At 70.8% G+C, this 13,284-nt stretch carries 13 protein-coding genes; 6 read left to right on the top strand and 7 right to left on the bottom strand.

From position 1 onward, the window contains the following. Positions 1–555, bottom strand: coding sequence for a DUF2878 domain-containing protein (locus ABL838_RS11040; RefSeq protein WP_418125330.1), 555 nt, complete (start codon positions 553–555; stop codon positions 1–3). Positions 556–716: 161 nt separating this feature from the next. On the opposite strand from ABL838_RS11040, the gene ABL838_RS11035 reads away from it, so the two are divergent. Continuing rightward, positions 717–2,303 carry a cryptochrome/photolyase family protein gene (locus tag ABL838_RS11035; RefSeq protein ID WP_418125329.1) on the top strand — a complete coding sequence of 529 codons (1,587 nt, stop codon included), beginning with the start codon at positions 717–719 and terminating at the stop codon, positions 2,301–2,303. Between the two features lie 34 nt (positions 2,304–2,337). On the opposite strand, the gene ABL838_RS11030 is transcribed toward ABL838_RS11035, so the two are convergent. From ABL838_RS11030 to ABL838_RS11020, 3 genes are read right to left on the bottom strand one after another with little or no spacing between them, the layout of a single operon-like run. Next, positions 2,338–3,555 (bottom strand): class I SAM-dependent methyltransferase, encoded by a 1,218-nt coding sequence (locus ABL838_RS11030; protein WP_418125328.1) that lies wholly within the window; start codon positions 3,553–3,555, stop codon positions 2,338–2,340. After that, complete coding sequence (locus ABL838_RS11025) at positions 3,552–4,340, bottom strand: DUF1365 domain-containing protein (protein ID WP_418125327.1); 789 nt, start codon at positions 4,338–4,340, stop codon at positions 3,552–3,554. The genes ABL838_RS11030 and ABL838_RS11025 overlap by 4 nt, the downstream gene beginning before the upstream one ends. Further along, positions 4,337–5,749 (bottom strand): NAD(P)/FAD-dependent oxidoreductase, encoded by a 1,413-nt coding sequence (locus tag ABL838_RS11020; RefSeq protein WP_418125326.1) that lies wholly within the window; start codon positions 5,747–5,749, stop codon positions 4,337–4,339. Before ABL838_RS11020 ends, ABL838_RS11025 begins: the two co-directional genes overlap by 4 nt. Positions 5,750–5,936: 187 nt before the next feature. Between ABL838_RS11020 and ABL838_RS11015 the strand changes: the two genes are divergently transcribed. Then, positions 5,937–6,509, top strand: a complete 573-nt coding sequence (locus ABL838_RS11015) for a sigma-70 family RNA polymerase sigma factor (protein ID WP_240650761.1) — start codon at positions 5,937–5,939, stop codon at positions 6,507–6,509. Then, positions 6,509–7,168 carry a ChrR family anti-sigma-E factor gene (locus ABL838_RS11010; protein WP_418125325.1) on the top strand — a complete coding sequence of 220 codons (660 nt, stop codon included), beginning with the start codon at positions 6,509–6,511 and terminating at the stop codon, positions 7,166–7,168. The genes ABL838_RS11015 and ABL838_RS11010 overlap by 1 nt, the downstream gene beginning before the upstream one ends. Here the strand turns inward: ABL838_RS11010 and ABL838_RS11005 are convergent. Genes ABL838_RS11005 through ABL838_RS10995 form a run of 3 tightly spaced genes read right to left on the bottom strand, consistent with a single transcriptional unit; the run spans position 7,131 to position 9,234 of the window. Further along, the gene (locus ABL838_RS11005) at positions 7,131–7,562 is read right to left on the bottom strand and encodes a DUF2177 family protein (protein WP_369658718.1); all 432 of its coding nucleotides are present in this window, start codon (positions 7,560–7,562) and stop codon (positions 7,131–7,133) included. The two genes, ABL838_RS11010 and ABL838_RS11005, sit on opposite strands and share 38 nt — an antisense overlap. Further along, positions 7,559–8,185 carry a DUF6134 family protein gene (locus ABL838_RS11000; RefSeq protein ID WP_418125324.1) on the bottom strand — a complete coding sequence of 209 codons (627 nt, stop codon included), beginning with the start codon at positions 8,183–8,185 and terminating at the stop codon, positions 7,559–7,561. Before ABL838_RS11000 ends, ABL838_RS11005 begins: the two co-directional genes overlap by 4 nt. Further along, the gene (locus ABL838_RS10995; protein ID WP_418125323.1) at positions 8,185–9,234 is read right to left on the bottom strand and encodes an SAM-dependent methyltransferase; all 1,050 of its coding nucleotides are present in this window, start codon (positions 9,232–9,234) and stop codon (positions 8,185–8,187) included. Before ABL838_RS10995 ends, ABL838_RS11000 begins: the two co-directional genes overlap by 1 nt. 188 nt (positions 9,235–9,422) lie before the next feature. Between ABL838_RS10995 and ABL838_RS10990 the strand changes: the two genes are divergently transcribed. The 3 genes from ABL838_RS10990 to ABL838_RS10980 all read left to right on the top strand — a co-directional run bounded on the left by ABL838_RS10990 (position 9,423) and on the right by ABL838_RS10980 (position 13,245). Then, entirely contained in the window at positions 9,423–9,647 is a 225-nt protein-coding gene (locus tag ABL838_RS10990) for an XRE family transcriptional regulator (RefSeq protein WP_126024249.1), read from the top strand. 93 nt (positions 9,648–9,740) lie between these two features. After that, positions 9,741–12,371 carry a DNA mismatch repair protein MutS gene (gene mutS, locus ABL838_RS10985; RefSeq protein ID WP_418125321.1) on the top strand — a complete coding sequence of 877 codons (2,631 nt, stop codon included), beginning with the start codon at positions 9,741–9,743 and terminating at the stop codon, positions 12,369–12,371. A gap of 34 nt (positions 12,372–12,405) precedes the next feature. Further along, entirely contained in the window at positions 12,406–13,245 is an 840-nt protein-coding gene (locus tag ABL838_RS10980; RefSeq protein ID WP_126024247.1) for a proteasome-type protease, read from the top strand. Positions 13,246–13,284 lie beyond the last annotated feature (39 nt).

Below are 13,284 nucleotides of genomic sequence, written 5' to 3'. Positions count from 1 at the left end.
TCAGCGCAGCATGCGGCGGGTGGCGCGCTGCCCCAGCCAGCGCGCCAGTTCCACGAGCAGCGGCGTCATCACGGCCCAGCCGGCACCCAGCACCAGCATCGCCCGGCTAGGGTCGGGAAAGTGGCCGGCCCCCATCCGCACCGCGGCCGCGTAAGACAAGGCACCGCCCACGCCCCCGATCACGGCAGAGAGCAGCCAGCGCCCGTGCAGCCAGCGCAGCGGCCCGCGCAGCGTGGTCGAGAAGAGCGCCCACAGCCCCAGGATCCACGCGGGCGCCACGCCCGGCCAGGGCCCCGGCGAGGCATAGACCAGCACGCCGCCGCGCGCCATGCCGGTGTCCCATGCCAGGCCCAGCAGCATCGCGCACAGCGCCAGCAGCAGTTCGTCGCGGCGCGCATCGCTGAACCACAGGTTCAGCAGCGCGGCGCCGATGCAGGCCGCCACGCCCCAGCCGGGCGCGCCGCGCGCGGCACCCAGCACGCACGCGAACCAGGCGGCCTGGAAGACCACGAGGTTGAGAACGGTGGGGCCGTACTGGCGCAGCAGTGTCTTCATGCGGACCGGGCCTGTTCGGCGAAAGCTGCGGCGGTGATCCGGGCACGGCCCTGCGGCGTAGGGAAGTTGCGGGGCCGGCGACGTTCGGCCCGGGCCGCCGCATTTCCGGGAGTCACGATGCCAGCTTCGATCACGCCCGCCCCGATGCGGGAGAGCCGTTCATGACGCCGCCGATCCGCCAATTGGTGCTGGTGCTGGGCGACCAGCTGGACGGCCGGGCCTCGGCCTTCGACGGCTTCGACCCCGCGCGCGACGGCATCTGGATGGCCGAGGTGCGCGAGGAGTCCACGCACGTCGCCTCCAGCCGAATCCGGATCGCCCTGTTCCTGTCCGCCATGCGCCACCATGCGCGGCTGCTGCGCGAGCGCGGCTGGCCGCTGCACTACGTGCGCCTGGACGATCCCGCGAACACCGGCAGCTTGGCCGGCGAACTCGCGCGTGCGATCCGGCTGCTGCGGCCCGGGCGGCTGGTGATGACCGCGCCGGGCGACTGGCGCGTGCTGCGCGCGCTGCGACGTGCCGCCGCCGAGGCCGGCCTCGCGGTGGAGCTGCGCGACGACCGCCACTTCTTCTGCACCGTGCGCGAGTTCGCCGACCATGCCCGCGGCCGCCGCACCCTGCGCATGGAAAATTTCTACCGGCAGATGCGCCGCCAGCACCGCGTACTGATGGAGGGCGAAGAAGGAACGCCAGGCTACGGGCCCGCTGGAGGGCGCTGGAATTTCGATGCCGACAACCGCCAGTCCTTCGGCGCCGAGGGTCCGGGCATCGTGCCCGAGCCCGCCCGCTTCGAGCCCGACGCGATCACGCAGGAGGTGCTGGCGCTGGTGGCCCGGGAGTTCGAACGCCATCCGGGCGAGCTCGATGGCTTCGCCTGGCCGGTGACGCGCGAGCAGGCGCTGCTGGCGCTGGAGCGCTTCGTCGACGAGCGGCTGCCCGGCTTCGGCCCCTGGCAGGACGCGATCTGGCCCGGCCAGCCCTGGCTGTGGCACGCCCACCTCTCGGCGGCGATGAACCTCAAGCTGATCGAGCCGCGCGAAGTGGTCGCGCGGGTGGAACGCGCCTGGCAGGAGGGCCGCGTTCCGCTGGCGAGCGCCGAAGGCTTCATCCGCCAGGTGCTGGGCTGGCGCGAATATGTCCGCGGCGTCTACTGGACTTCCATGCCCGGCCTCGTGGAGTCGAACGCGCTGGATGCGCGGGCGCCGCTGCCGGCCTTCTACTGGACCGGCGACACGCCGATGGCCTGCCTGTCGGACGCGATCCGGCAGACGCTGCGCCTGGGCTACGCCCACCACATCCAGCGCCTGATGATCACTGGCCTGTTCGCGCTGCTGCTCGGCGTGCGGCCGCGCGAGGTCCACGAGTGGTATCTCGCCATCTACGTCGATGCGGTGGAATGGGTGGAGCTGCCCAACACCGCGGGCATGAGCCAGTACGCGGACGGCGGCGTGATGACGAGCAAGCCCTACATCGCCAGCGGCAAGTACATCGAGCGCATGAGCGGCGGGCAGTACTGCGCCCAATGCCGCTACCGGCCCGGCGTCAGCCAGGGGCCCGAGGCCTGCCCCTTCACGACGCTGTACTGGGACTTCCTGCTCAGGCACCGCGAGCGCTTCGCGAAGCACCAGCGCATCGGCGCGCAGGTGCGCAACCTCTCGCGGCTGTCCGGGCAGCAGGCCGAGGCGATCAGGGCGCAGGCAGCCGCACTTAGGGACGCGCTCGAAAAGGCGGGCGGCTACACGCCCTGACACTGCGCTGGGCCGTCTGCCGCCGGCGCCCTCCTCAGGCATCGGCCGCGCGCAGCCGGTACAGCCCCACATCGATGCGCCCGCAGCGAAAGCCGGCCTCGCAGTACGACAGGTAGTAGGTCCACAGCCGCTTGAACGCGGCGTCGAAGCCCAACGGCTCGATCTGCGGCCAGGCCGCCAGGAACCGCCGGCGCCACTCGGCGAGCGTTCGCGCATAGTCCATTCCGAAGCAGTGCGAAGTCTCGATGACGAACCCCGCGCGCCGTGCCTGCTCTTGCAGCACGCGCGGGCTGGGCAGCATGCCGCCCGGGAAGATGCAGTGCTGGATGAAGTCGGCCCCCTGCCGGTAGCCGTCGAAGTGCTCGTCGGCGATGGTGATCGCCTGCAGCACCGCCACGCCACCGGGCTCGAGGCGGTCGCGCAGGGTCGCGAAGTAGGCGGGCCAGTAGGCCTCGCCGACGGCTTCGATCATCTCGATGGACACGATGCGGTCGAACCGGCCCTGCACGTCGCGGTAGTCCTGCAGCCTCAGGTCGAGCCGCTCGGCCACGCCCCATGCCTGGCCGCGCTCGCGCGCGAAGGCCAGTTGCTCGGCCGACAGCGTGAGCCCCGTCACGCGCGCCTCGTGCCGGCGGGCCAGGCTCGCAGCCAGCGTTCCCCAGCCGCAGCCGATTTCGAGCACGTTCGCGCCTTGCGGGGTGTCGAGCATGCGGTGGATGGCATCGAGGCGGCGCGCCTGGGCGGCCTCGAGAGTGTCGTCGGGCTCGTCGCTGAAGATCGCGCTCGAATACAGCATGCTGTCGTCGAGCCAGTGCCGGTAGAACTCGTTGCCCAGGTCGTAGTGGAAGGAGATGTTGTGCCGGCTGCCGCTGCGGCTGTTCCTGCGCGCCAGGTGCAGCAGCCGGGCCAGCCAGCGCGAAGGGCCGCGGCCCTTGAGCAGCGAGCCCCAGGCGGCTTCGTTGGCCAGGCCGAATTCGAAGAGGGCCAGCAGGTCGGGGCTGTCCCATTCGCCGTCGCGGAAGCTCAGGGCCAGGCCGAGGTCGCCCTGCATGAGCAGCCGCACGATCGGCCGCCAGCTCGAAAGGCGCAGGCTGGCATGCGGGCCCGGCTCGCGGCCGGCCACCTCGATGCTGCGCCCGCCGGGCAGCGTCAGCGCCAGCCGGCCGAAGCGGGTGCGCGCAAGCAGGCGCCGCAGCGGCGAGAAGGACGGCACGGCGTCGAGAACGGGGGCGGAGGGCGTGGTCAGGCTCATGGAGTCTCGCTCGTGGAAACGATGGTGATGTCGCGCTCCGGGGCTGCCGGACGCGGATGCAGGGGCACGCGCTTGATCCACAGGCGCAGCGCCTGCCAGTGGATGGCCGCGACGACCTTGAGGGTCAGCAGCGGATGGGTCAGGAAGACGCGCAGCAGCGCGAGGTCGCTCAGCGCGGTGCGCCGGCCGTCCTGGCGCGCGTTGAGCACGGCGCCGTCGGCATCGTGCACGCTCACGCCGATCGACACCGACTCGCCCGGCGCCGCGATGCGGAAGCGGTAGCGCAGGTCCATGCCGTTGAAGGGCGAGACGTACATCTGCTTGTCGCAGCGCTGGTCGATGACCGGGGCGGCGGCGTCGGCCACCGGGATCAGGTAGCTGTGCCGCTGCCCGAAGGTGTTGTTGACCTCGTAGACCATCGCCTGCAGCTCACCCCCCGGGGCGTGGCAGAACCACACGCTGAGCGGGTTGAAGACGTGGCCAAGCAGGCGCGGCATGGTCAGCAGCCGGATCGCCCCGCCCGTGGGCAGGCCGGCCTCGCGCAGCCGCGCCTCGACCTGGGCGCGCAGGTCGCGGCCCGAGCCGTCGCCGTAGTCGGCGGCGTGGAAGCTGAACAGGTTGAAGCGGTCCACCGAGAACAGGCGCAGCCGCTCGTGCAGCTGCGGCAGCTCGTCGATGTCGACCAGCACGTTGTAGATGCGGTAGGCGAGCCGATGGCGCCGGGGCCGCAGCCGCTGGTGCATGACGCGCCCGACATAGAGCGCCGAGCCGCCCTGCCCGCTCATGGGGCGACCGCCCTCGCCGCCTGCGCTGCCTGCGCGGCCTGAGGCAGGTGGATGCGCCCGGACTCCTGCGGCACGCTCCAGGGCCGGCGGACGCCACCCAGCGCCTCGGCGACCGCCAGGCCGGACTGCAGCCCGTCCTCGTGGAAGCCGGAGCCGAAGTACGCGCCGCAGAACCACGTGCGGCGCTGGCCCTGCAGGTTCCAGAGATGGCGCTGCGCGGCCATGGCGGCGGCATCGAACAGCGGATGGTCGTAGACCTCCGTGCGGATCAGGTGCTCGGGCCGCGGGCCGGCGACGGGGTTCAGCGTCAGGAAGATCGGCTCGGCCCGCGAGCCCTGCGGCAGGTGGGGTTGCAGCCGGTTCATCCAGTAGGTCACCGTCGGGGCGGCGCCGCTGCCGCGCGTTCCGAGGTAGTTCCAGCTCGACCACACGGCGCGGCGCGCCGGCATCAGTGCCGGGTCGCGGTGCAGCACGGCCAGGTTGCGGCTGTAGGGAAATGCGCCCAGCAGGGCTCGCTCGGCGCTGGAGGCGTCGGGCAGCAGCGCCAGCGACCGGTCGGCGTGGGTCGCCAGCACGACGTGATCGAAGCGCTCGGGCCACCAGCCGCCGGTGGTGCGGATGCGCACGCCGTCGGGCTCGCGATGCAGTTCGAGCACGGCCTCGTCGAGGTGGACCCGGTCGGCAAAAGGCCGGCTCAGGCGCTGCACGTACTCGCGGCTGCCGCCTGCCACGGTGCGCCAGACCGGCCGGTCGCTGATCTGCAGCAGGCCGTGGTTCTCGCAGAAGCGCACGAAGGCCGCCACCGGATAGCGCCCCACCCGCGCTGCGGGCGCCGACCAGATGGCGGCCGCCATGGGATAGAGATGGTCGTCGCGAAACGCGCGGCCGTAGCCGCGGGCGTCCAGGTAGTCGTCCAGCGCCTGGTCGCCGGCGGCCTGGGCATCGCGCGGCGCCTCGCGGTAGAACCGCAGCAGCTCGCGCAGCATCGACCAGAACCTCGGGCTCGCCAGGTTGCGCTTCTGCGCGAACAGGCCGCGCAGGTCGGTCCCGGCGTATTCGAGGCGGCCGGCATCGAGGCTGACAGCGAAGGACATGTCGGAGGCCGTGGTCGGCACGCCCAGGTGCCGGAACAAGGCGCTCAGGTTCGGATAGGCGGGCTCGTTGTAGACGATGAAGCCGGTATCCACCGGCACCGTGCCTTCGGGGCCGGGCGCGTCCACCGTGTTGCTGTGCCCACCGAGGCGCGATTCGCTCTCGAACACCGTCACTTCGTGCCGCTGGGACAGGAGCCAGGCGCAGGAAAGCCCCGAGATGCCGGTGCCGACGACGGCGATGCGCTGGCCCTGACCCGGCGAGGTGGGTGTCGCGAGGACGGTAGGCTGGGCGGGCTGGGGGTCGAAGGGCGGCATGGTGCGTATCCAAGTGTTGGAGCTTGTACGCAGGAAACCACCATTTGGACCATGGCGCATTGCGGCGATGATCCGATCGCGGCCGGATTGCGTAAGGGTTAGCATGGCCGCCGTTCCCGACCCATCCACCCAACCTGCGGGCATTCCGGTGCCCCGCGGCCGCCGAGCGCCCAACTTGACTGTTGTTGTGACCGATTTCAAGCAGCCGCGCCGCTCCGACGACCTCTGGGCGCAGGCCCTGGCGGCCGTGGCCGAACGGCAGGACAGGGAGGCGTTCGCGCGGCTTTTCTCGCACTTCGCGCCGCGCGTCAAGCACTACCTGATGCACATCGGCTGCCCGGAACTGCAGGCCGAGGAGCTGGCCCAGGAAGCGCTGGTGAGCGTGTGGCGCAAGGCCGCGCTGTTCGACCCGGCGCAGGCCGCCGTCTCGACCTGGATCTTCACCATCGCGCGCAACCTGCGCGTGGACGCGCTGCGGCGGCGCCAGGGCGTGGAGTCGGCCGAGGAAGAGTTCGATTTCGACCTGCTCCAGGCGGACGGCGCCTCGCTCGACGACGGACTGCACGCCTCGCGCCTGAACGAACGCCTGCGCAGCGCCTTCCGGCAGCTGCCGCCCGAGCAGCAGCAGGTGCTGCACCTTTCCTATTTCGAAGACGAACCGCATGCCCGCATCGCGGCCCAGCTGAGCATTCCGCTGGGCACGGTGAAGTCGCGCGTGCGCCTGGCGGTCGCTCAGCTGCGCCGCCTGCTGGAACGCTGATGATGGACATCCGACACCACCCCGACGACGACCTGCTGCTGGCCCGGGCCTCCGGCCAGTTGCCGGCCGGAACGCGGCTGGTACTGGCCAGCCACCTCGAACTGTGCCCGCTGTGCCGCGAGCGCGCGCGCACGCTCGATGCCCTGGGCGGCATCCTGCTCGACGAACTGGAGCCCGTGCCGATGGCCGACGATGCGCTGGCGCGCACCTGGGCCTCGATCGACGCGCTCGAGAACGCGCCTGCCGGGACGGTGCGGGTGAGCGCGCCGCCGCCGCTGCCGCCCGGCGCGCGCTGGCCACGCGCCCTCGCCCACTGCAGCGCCACGCCATGGCGCTGGATCGGTCCCGGCATGCGCTGGAGCCGCGTGAGCGTGCCCGAGGCGCCGGATGCGAACGTCTTCCTGCTGCGCATCGCGGCCGGCAAGTACCTGCCGCAGCACACGCACCAGGGGCTGGAGCTGACCCAGGTGCTGCACGGCCGCTTCCACGACGGGCGGGCCCTGTTCGGCCCCGGGGATTTCGACGCGGCGGATGGAGAAATCCACCACCAGCCCGTGGTCCAGGACGGCAGCGAGTGCATCTGCCTCGCCTCACTGGACGGCCGCCTGCGCTTCGAAAGCGCTATCGCGCGCGTGCTGGGTTCGCTCGTCGGGATGTGAGGCGGGCAGACACCCAGGCCGCCACGCCGCTCACGAAGCTGCCCCACACCAGGTCCGCGATGGTGATGGCCCAGGGCCAGTCGCGCAGCGTCGCCTGGTTGGTGAGGTCGTAGGTGGCGTAGGCCACCAGCCCGAAGAAGGCGCCGCGCCGCAGCGCCACGCCGGCCGAGCCTTCTGCCAAGGCCGGCGCGATCGCGAAGACCAGCAGGCCCGCCAGGTAGATGGCATAGAAAAGCACCGCCGCGAGCCAGTCGACGTCGGACGCCATCAGGTCGCCGAGCGCCGGCTTGTACAGGCGCGGGCCCATGAGCGACAGCCACACGGCGTCCAGCACGAGAAAGCTCAAGAGTGCCCACAGGTAGGCGATGGACAAGGTGCGGGCGGAAGGTTTCATGGTGCGCCAGTAGGAGAAGTCAATCGGTAACTCAGCTGCCGGTCGCCCTTGGTCTCGGCGTCCAGCCCGATCCAGCGCCCGCTGTCGGCGGCATACCAGATGCGGATGCGCTGCTGCGCGGCCTGCAGGCGCCAGCCCCGCGCCCGCACGGGCTGGCCGCGGACCTCGATGTTGGTGTCGGGCAGCGGCTCGAAGCGCACCGGCTCCAGCTTGCCGGTCTGCGGATCGACCAGGCGCTGCTGCTTCGGCAGGCGGGGGTTCCAGTAGGCGAAAGTCATCACGCACTCGTCCTCGAAGCGGCGCGCGACCTGCTGCCGCGTGCCGTCGTCGTCGGTGTCGGCGCGCAGTTCGCGCAGGCAGTCGCCGGCCCAGCGCTCCCCGGCGTGATGGCGATAGCGGTAGACGGGCACGCCGAGCATGCGCACGACGAAGTCGGCGCGGCTGTCGACGCTGCGCGCCGCCGCGCTGCCGCCGACCGCGAAGCGATGCGTGCCGATGGGCTTGCCGTCGAGCGTGGCGGTGAAGTTCCACTCGCCTTCCTCGGTCGCGCCCTCCTGCGCCGAGGCCGTGAAGGCCATGCAGGCGGCCATCGCCAGGGCGAGAGCCAGGGCGCGCGCCGGCATCAGCGCTTCTCGAACAGGTAGTGGGCGACCCACCACTGGCCGCCTTCGGCGTAGCCGAACAACTCTTCCACCGAGATGAAGAAAAGGCGCCAGCGCGTCCACCAGATGGGCGCCTCGCTCTCGCCGTAGACGGAAGCCAAGAGCGGCATGAGCTCGTCGCGCCGGGCGTCCATGCGCGCCAGCCAGGCGGCGGAGGTCTTCGCATAGTGGCGGCCGTTCCAGCGCCACTGGTTCAGCAGGCGCAGGTCGTCCTGGCAGCGCAGGGCGAGGTCGTCGCCGGGCATCATGCCGCCCGAGAAGAAATAGCGGCTCATCCAGTCGCTCGCGTCGCGCACCTCGAAGGGATACGGCGCCTCGCGGTGCACGAACACGTGCATGAAGAAGCGCCCCTGCGGATTCAGCCAGCGCGCAACGTTCGAGAAAGCGCGCGGCCAGTTGCGCAGGTGCTCGAACATTTCCACCGACACCACGCGGTCGAAGCGCCCGGCCGTCTCGAAGTCGTTGAAGTCGCAGGTGATCACCTCGAGGTTGCCCAGGCCGCGGGCCGCGGCCTCGGCGGTGATGAACATCCGTTGCGAATGCGAGTTGGACACCGCCGTGATGCGCGAGCCCGGAAAGCGCTCGGCCATCCACAGGCTCAGCGAACCCCAGCCGCAGCCGAGTTCGAGGATGCGCTGCCCGTCTGCAAGGCCCGCACGCGCGCAGGTCTCGGCCAGCGCGGCCGCCTCGGCCTGCTCCAGCGTCTCGACACCTTCGGGCCACCAGCAGCAGCTGTACTTGCGGTGCGGCCCCAGCACGGCGGCGAAGAAGTCGGCGGGCAGTTCGTAGTGCTGCTCGTTGGCCTTCTCGGGCAGCAGGGCCAGCGGGGCGTTGCGCAGTTCGTCGAAGAATGCCTGCGAGTGCCGCGCGACGGCCTCGGGGTTGCCGCTGTCCAGTTCGGCCAGGCGCTGGCGCAGCAGCCGCCGCACGCCGATGCGGACGGCGCCGTCGGGCACCAGCCCCTGTTCGACCCAGTGGATGGCGGCGGATGCGCTGGAGGCTCGGGGCATGGCGGGACGTCGGCAGTGGTTGGTCCCGTGGTACGCAAGGCCGGGCGCGACGGATCACCGCGCGACGAATTCCGCTTCAGGCCGGCGGCGAACACGGCGCCGCGCGCAGGCCGGCGATACGCGCATTGAACGTAGAATGCCCGCGGCACTTTCACCCGTGCGCGCAGGCGTCATGCGCCATGCCTCCCATGCCCTCCCCGAACAAGCACTCCAGCCCCTCGCCCGCCGCCGTCCGCGACGCCCGCATTGCCGCGGGCCTCACGCAGACCGAGGCCGCGCAGACGGTGCAGGCCTCGCTGCGCGGATGGCAGCAGTGGGAGGCCGGCGACCGTTCGATGGCGCCGGGCCTCTTCGAGCTGTTCATGCTCAAGACCAGGCAGTGGCCGCTCGAGGGCGGCCACCGGGCCGGCTGAACGGAGCGCCGCGCGGAAAATGCCTAGGAACGTCCCCCACCTGCCCCCCATGCCCCGCGCGCCGGCGGCATGGATCGCAAGCAACTGATTGAAATGACCAAGACAGACCTCTCTGGGCACACGCCGATGATGGCCCAGTACCTGGGCCTGAAAGCCGACCATCCGGACACCCTGCTGTTCTACCGGATGGGCGATTTCTACGAACTCTTCTGGGCCGACGCCGAGAAGGCCGCGCGCCTGCTCGACATCACGCTCACCCAGCGCGGCCAGTCCGCCGGCCAGCCGGTGGTGATGTGCGGCGTGCCCTTCCACTCGGTCGACACCTACCTGGCCCGCCTCATCAAGCTGGGCGAATCGGTCGCCATCTGCGAGCAGGTGGGCGAAGTGGGCGCCGCCAAGGGGCCGGTCGAGCGCAAGGTGGTGCGCGTGGTCACGCCCGGCACGCTGACCGACTCCGAGCTTCTCAACGACAAGGCCGATTCGCTGCTGCTCTCGGTGCACGCGGGCACGCGCAACGTCTGCGGCCTGGCCTGGCTCAGCGTGACCGGCGCCGAGCTGCGGCTGGCCGAGTGCCCCTCCGACGCGCTCGAAGCCTGGATCGCGCGCATCGGCCCCAGCGAGCTGCTCTACAGCGCCGAAGTCACGCCCGCCTTCGAGCAGCGCCTGAAGGCCGCGCGCGCCGCCACGCCCTTCACGCTCTCGCTGCGCCCGGCGTGGCAGTTCGACGGCGGCCTCGGCGAGCGCAAGCTGGCCGAGCAGATGGGCAGCAACAGCCTCGCGGCCTGGAACGCCGAATCGCTCGCCAACGCGCACGCCGCGGCGGCCGCGCTGCTGGGCTACGCCGAGCACACGCAGGGCCGGGCGCTCTCGCACGTGCAGCGCCTCTCGGTGGAGCGCGACGGCGACCTGATCGAGCTGCCGCCCACCACGCGGCGCAACCTCGAACTGGTGCAGACGCTGCGCGGCGAAGACTCGCCCACCATGTTCTCGCTGCTCGACACCTGCATGACCGGCATGGGCAGCCGCCTGCTCAAGCGCTGGCTGCTTTCGCCCCGGCGCGACCGCTCCGAGGCGCAAGGCCGGCTCGAAGCCATCGGCGCGCTGCAGGCCACGGCGCCCGGTGCCACGGCCGCCCCCTGGCGCACGCTGCGCGAGCAACTCAAGAACACCAGCGACGTGGAACGCATCGCCGCGCGCATCGCGCTGCGCCAGGTGCGCCCGCGCGAACTGCTGGCGCTGCAGCTGGCGCTGTCGAAGGCGGAACAGCTGGCGCCGATGCTGCCCGCGGCGTCCGCCCTGCTCGGCCAGATCGCCGAGCGGCTCGCCCCGCCGCCGGGCTGCGCCGCCTTGCTGACCAGCGCCATCAAGCCCGACCCATCCGCGCTGGTGCGCGACGGCGGCGTGATCGCCACCGGCCACGACGCCGAGCTCGACGAGCTGCGCGCCATCAGCGAGAACTGCGACGACTTCCTGCTGAAGCTGGAGATCAGCGAGCGCGAGCGCACCGGCATCGGCAACCTGCGGGTGCAGTTCAACCGCGTGCACGGCTTCTACATCGAGGTGACGCAGAGCGCGCTCTCCAAGGTGCCCGACAACTACCGCCGCCGCCAGACGCTGAAGAACGCCGAGCGCTTCATCACGCCCGAGCTGAAGGCCTTCGAGGACAAGGCCCTGAGCGCGCAGGACCGCGCGCTGGCCCGCGAGAAGTGGCTCTACGAGCAACTGCTCGACGCGCTGCAGCCCTCGGTGCCCGCGCTCACGCAGCTGGCGGGCGGCCTCGCCACGCTCGACGCGCTGTGCGCGCTGGCCGAGCGCTCGCACACGCTGCACTGGCGCGCGCCCAGCTTCGTGTCGCACCCATGCATCGAGATCCAGCAGGGCCGCCACCCTGTGGTGGAGGCACGGCTGGCCGAGAAGTCGTCGGGCGGCTTCATCGCCAACGACACGCAACTGGGGCCGCAGCAGCGCATGCAGGTCATCACCGGCCCCAACATGGGCGGCAAGTCGACGTACATGCGGCAGGTGGCCATCATCGTGCTGCTGGCCTCCATCGGCTCGCACGTGCCGGCGGCAGCCTGCCGGCTCGGGCCCATCGACGCCATCCACACCCGCATCGGCGCGGCGGACGACCTGGCCAACGCGCAGTCGACCTTCATGCTGGAGATGACCGAGGCCGCGCAGATATTGCACAGCGCCACCGCCCAGTCGCTGGTGCTGATGGACGAGATCGGCCGCGGCACCAGCACCTTCGACGGGCTGGCGCTGGCCGCCGGCATCGCGGCCCAGTTGCACGACCGCAGCAAGGCCTTCACGCTGTTCGCCACGCACTATTTCGAGCTGACCGAGTTCCCGGCCACGCACCACGGCGCGGTGAACATGCACGTGAGCGCCACCGAGGCGGGCCGCGACATCGTCTTCCTGCACGAAATGCAGCCCGGCCCGGCCAGCAAGAGCTACGGCATCCAGGTGGCGCGGCTGGCGGGCATGCCCGCGGCGGTGGTCAACCACGCGCGGCAGGCGCTGGAGGCACTTGAATCGCAGCATGCGCAAACTCGTGCACAGGTCGACCTGTTCGCTCCGCCTCCGGTGGCCGAAACCCCCATGGCCAGCGCCGTAGAATCCGCGCTGGCCGCGCTCGACCCCGACACGATGAGCCCGCGCGAGGCCCTCGATGCCTTGTATGCCCTTCAGAAACTGAACAAACGTGAACTCGGCGCCGCATGACCCGGCACAGTTCATGCCAGATGAACCTGAACCCATGACTTACTGCGTAGGCATCAAACTCAACGCCGGCCTGGTGTTTCTTTCCGACTCCCGCACCAACGCGGGCGTGGACCACATCAGCACATTCCGCAAGATGATCGTCTACGAGCAGCCGGGCGACCGCGTCATGGTGCTGCTGTCGTCGGGCAACCTGAGCATCTCGCAGTCGGTGCGCGAAATCCTCCAGATCGAGGAACTGCGCGAAACCCGCGAGGACGGCAGCCAGGGCGCCCCCATCACCATCTGGAACGCCAGGAGCATGTTCGACGCCGCCCGCGTGCTGGGCTCGGCGGTGCGCCATGTGTACGATCGCGACGCCGAGGCGCTGAAGCACGCGGGGCTGGACTTCAACGTGTCCTTCATCTTCGGCGGGCAGGTCAAGGGCGAGGGCATGCGCCTCTTCCTGGTCTACGCGGCCGGCAACTTCATCGAGGCCACCACCGAGACGCCCTACTTCCAGGTCGGCGAGTCGAAATACGGCAAGCCCGTGCTCGACCGCGTCCTCACGCCCGAGACCCCGCTGGACGAGGCGGCCAAGTGCGCGCTGGTGTCGATGGATTCGACCATGAAGTCGAACCTGTCGGTCGGCCTGCCGCTGGACATGGTGGTCTACGAGGCCAACAAGCTCGAGACCGACCGCGTGATCTGCATCGACGCCGACAACCCCTACTACCGCATGGTGCACAACAGCTGGGGCCAGAAGCTGCGCGAGGTGTTCGACAGCATCGAGGACCCGGTGTGGGACGACAGCCATACCGAGCACCCGCTGAAGATGCCCGCGACGCGCCACAGCCCGCTGCGCAAGATCTCGACCCCCGACGAAAAGCTCATCTGAAATGATGCCCCCCGGCTTGCCACTTCGTGTGCTTCTCCA

This window comes from Variovorax sp. 160MFSha2.1 (assembly GCF_048305075.1).
Classification (GTDB): Bacteria; Pseudomonadota; Gammaproteobacteria; order Burkholderiales; family Burkholderiaceae_C; genus Variovorax; species Variovorax guangxiensis.
Note: the sequence above shows the minus strand (reverse complement) of the source record. Positions and strands in the feature narration are given on the sequence as shown.

Coding starts and splice junctions, on each gene's coding strand:
- ABL838_RS11040 (WP_418125330.1), bottom strand. CDS start 555: ATGAAGACACTGCTGCGCCAGTACGGCCCCACCGTTCTCAACCTCGTG.
- ABL838_RS11035 (WP_418125329.1), top strand. CDS start 717: ATGACGCCGCCGATCCGCCAATTGGTGCTGGTGCTGGGCGACCAGCTG.
- ABL838_RS11030 (WP_418125328.1), bottom strand. CDS start 3,555: ATGAGCCTGACCACGCCCTCCGCCCCCGTTCTCGACGCCGTGCCGTCC.
- ABL838_RS11025 (WP_418125327.1), bottom strand. CDS start 4,340: ATGAGCGGGCAGGGCGGCTCGGCGCTCTATGTCGGGCGCGTCATGCAC.
- ABL838_RS11020 (WP_418125326.1), bottom strand. CDS start 5,749: ATGCCGCCCTTCGACCCCCAGCCCGCCCAGCCTACCGTCCTCGCGACA.
- ABL838_RS11010 (WP_418125325.1), top strand. CDS start 6,509: ATGATGGACATCCGACACCACCCCGACGACGACCTGCTGCTGGCCCGG.
- ABL838_RS11005 (WP_369658718.1), bottom strand. CDS start 7,562: ATGAAACCTTCCGCCCGCACCTTGTCCATCGCCTACCTGTGGGCACTC.
- ABL838_RS11000 (WP_418125324.1), bottom strand. CDS start 8,185: ATGCCGGCGCGCGCCCTGGCTCTCGCCCTGGCGATGGCCGCCTGCATG.
- ABL838_RS10995 (WP_418125323.1), bottom strand. CDS start 9,234: ATGCCCCGAGCCTCCAGCGCATCCGCCGCCATCCACTGGGTCGAACAG.
- ABL838_RS10990 (WP_126024249.1), top strand. CDS start 9,423: ATGCCCTCCCCGAACAAGCACTCCAGCCCCTCGCCCGCCGCCGTCCGC.
- mutS (WP_418125321.1), top strand. CDS start 9,741: ATGACCAAGACAGACCTCTCTGGGCACACGCCGATGATGGCCCAGTAC.
- ABL838_RS10980 (WP_126024247.1), top strand. CDS start 12,406: ATGACTTACTGCGTAGGCATCAAACTCAACGCCGGCCTGGTGTTTCTT.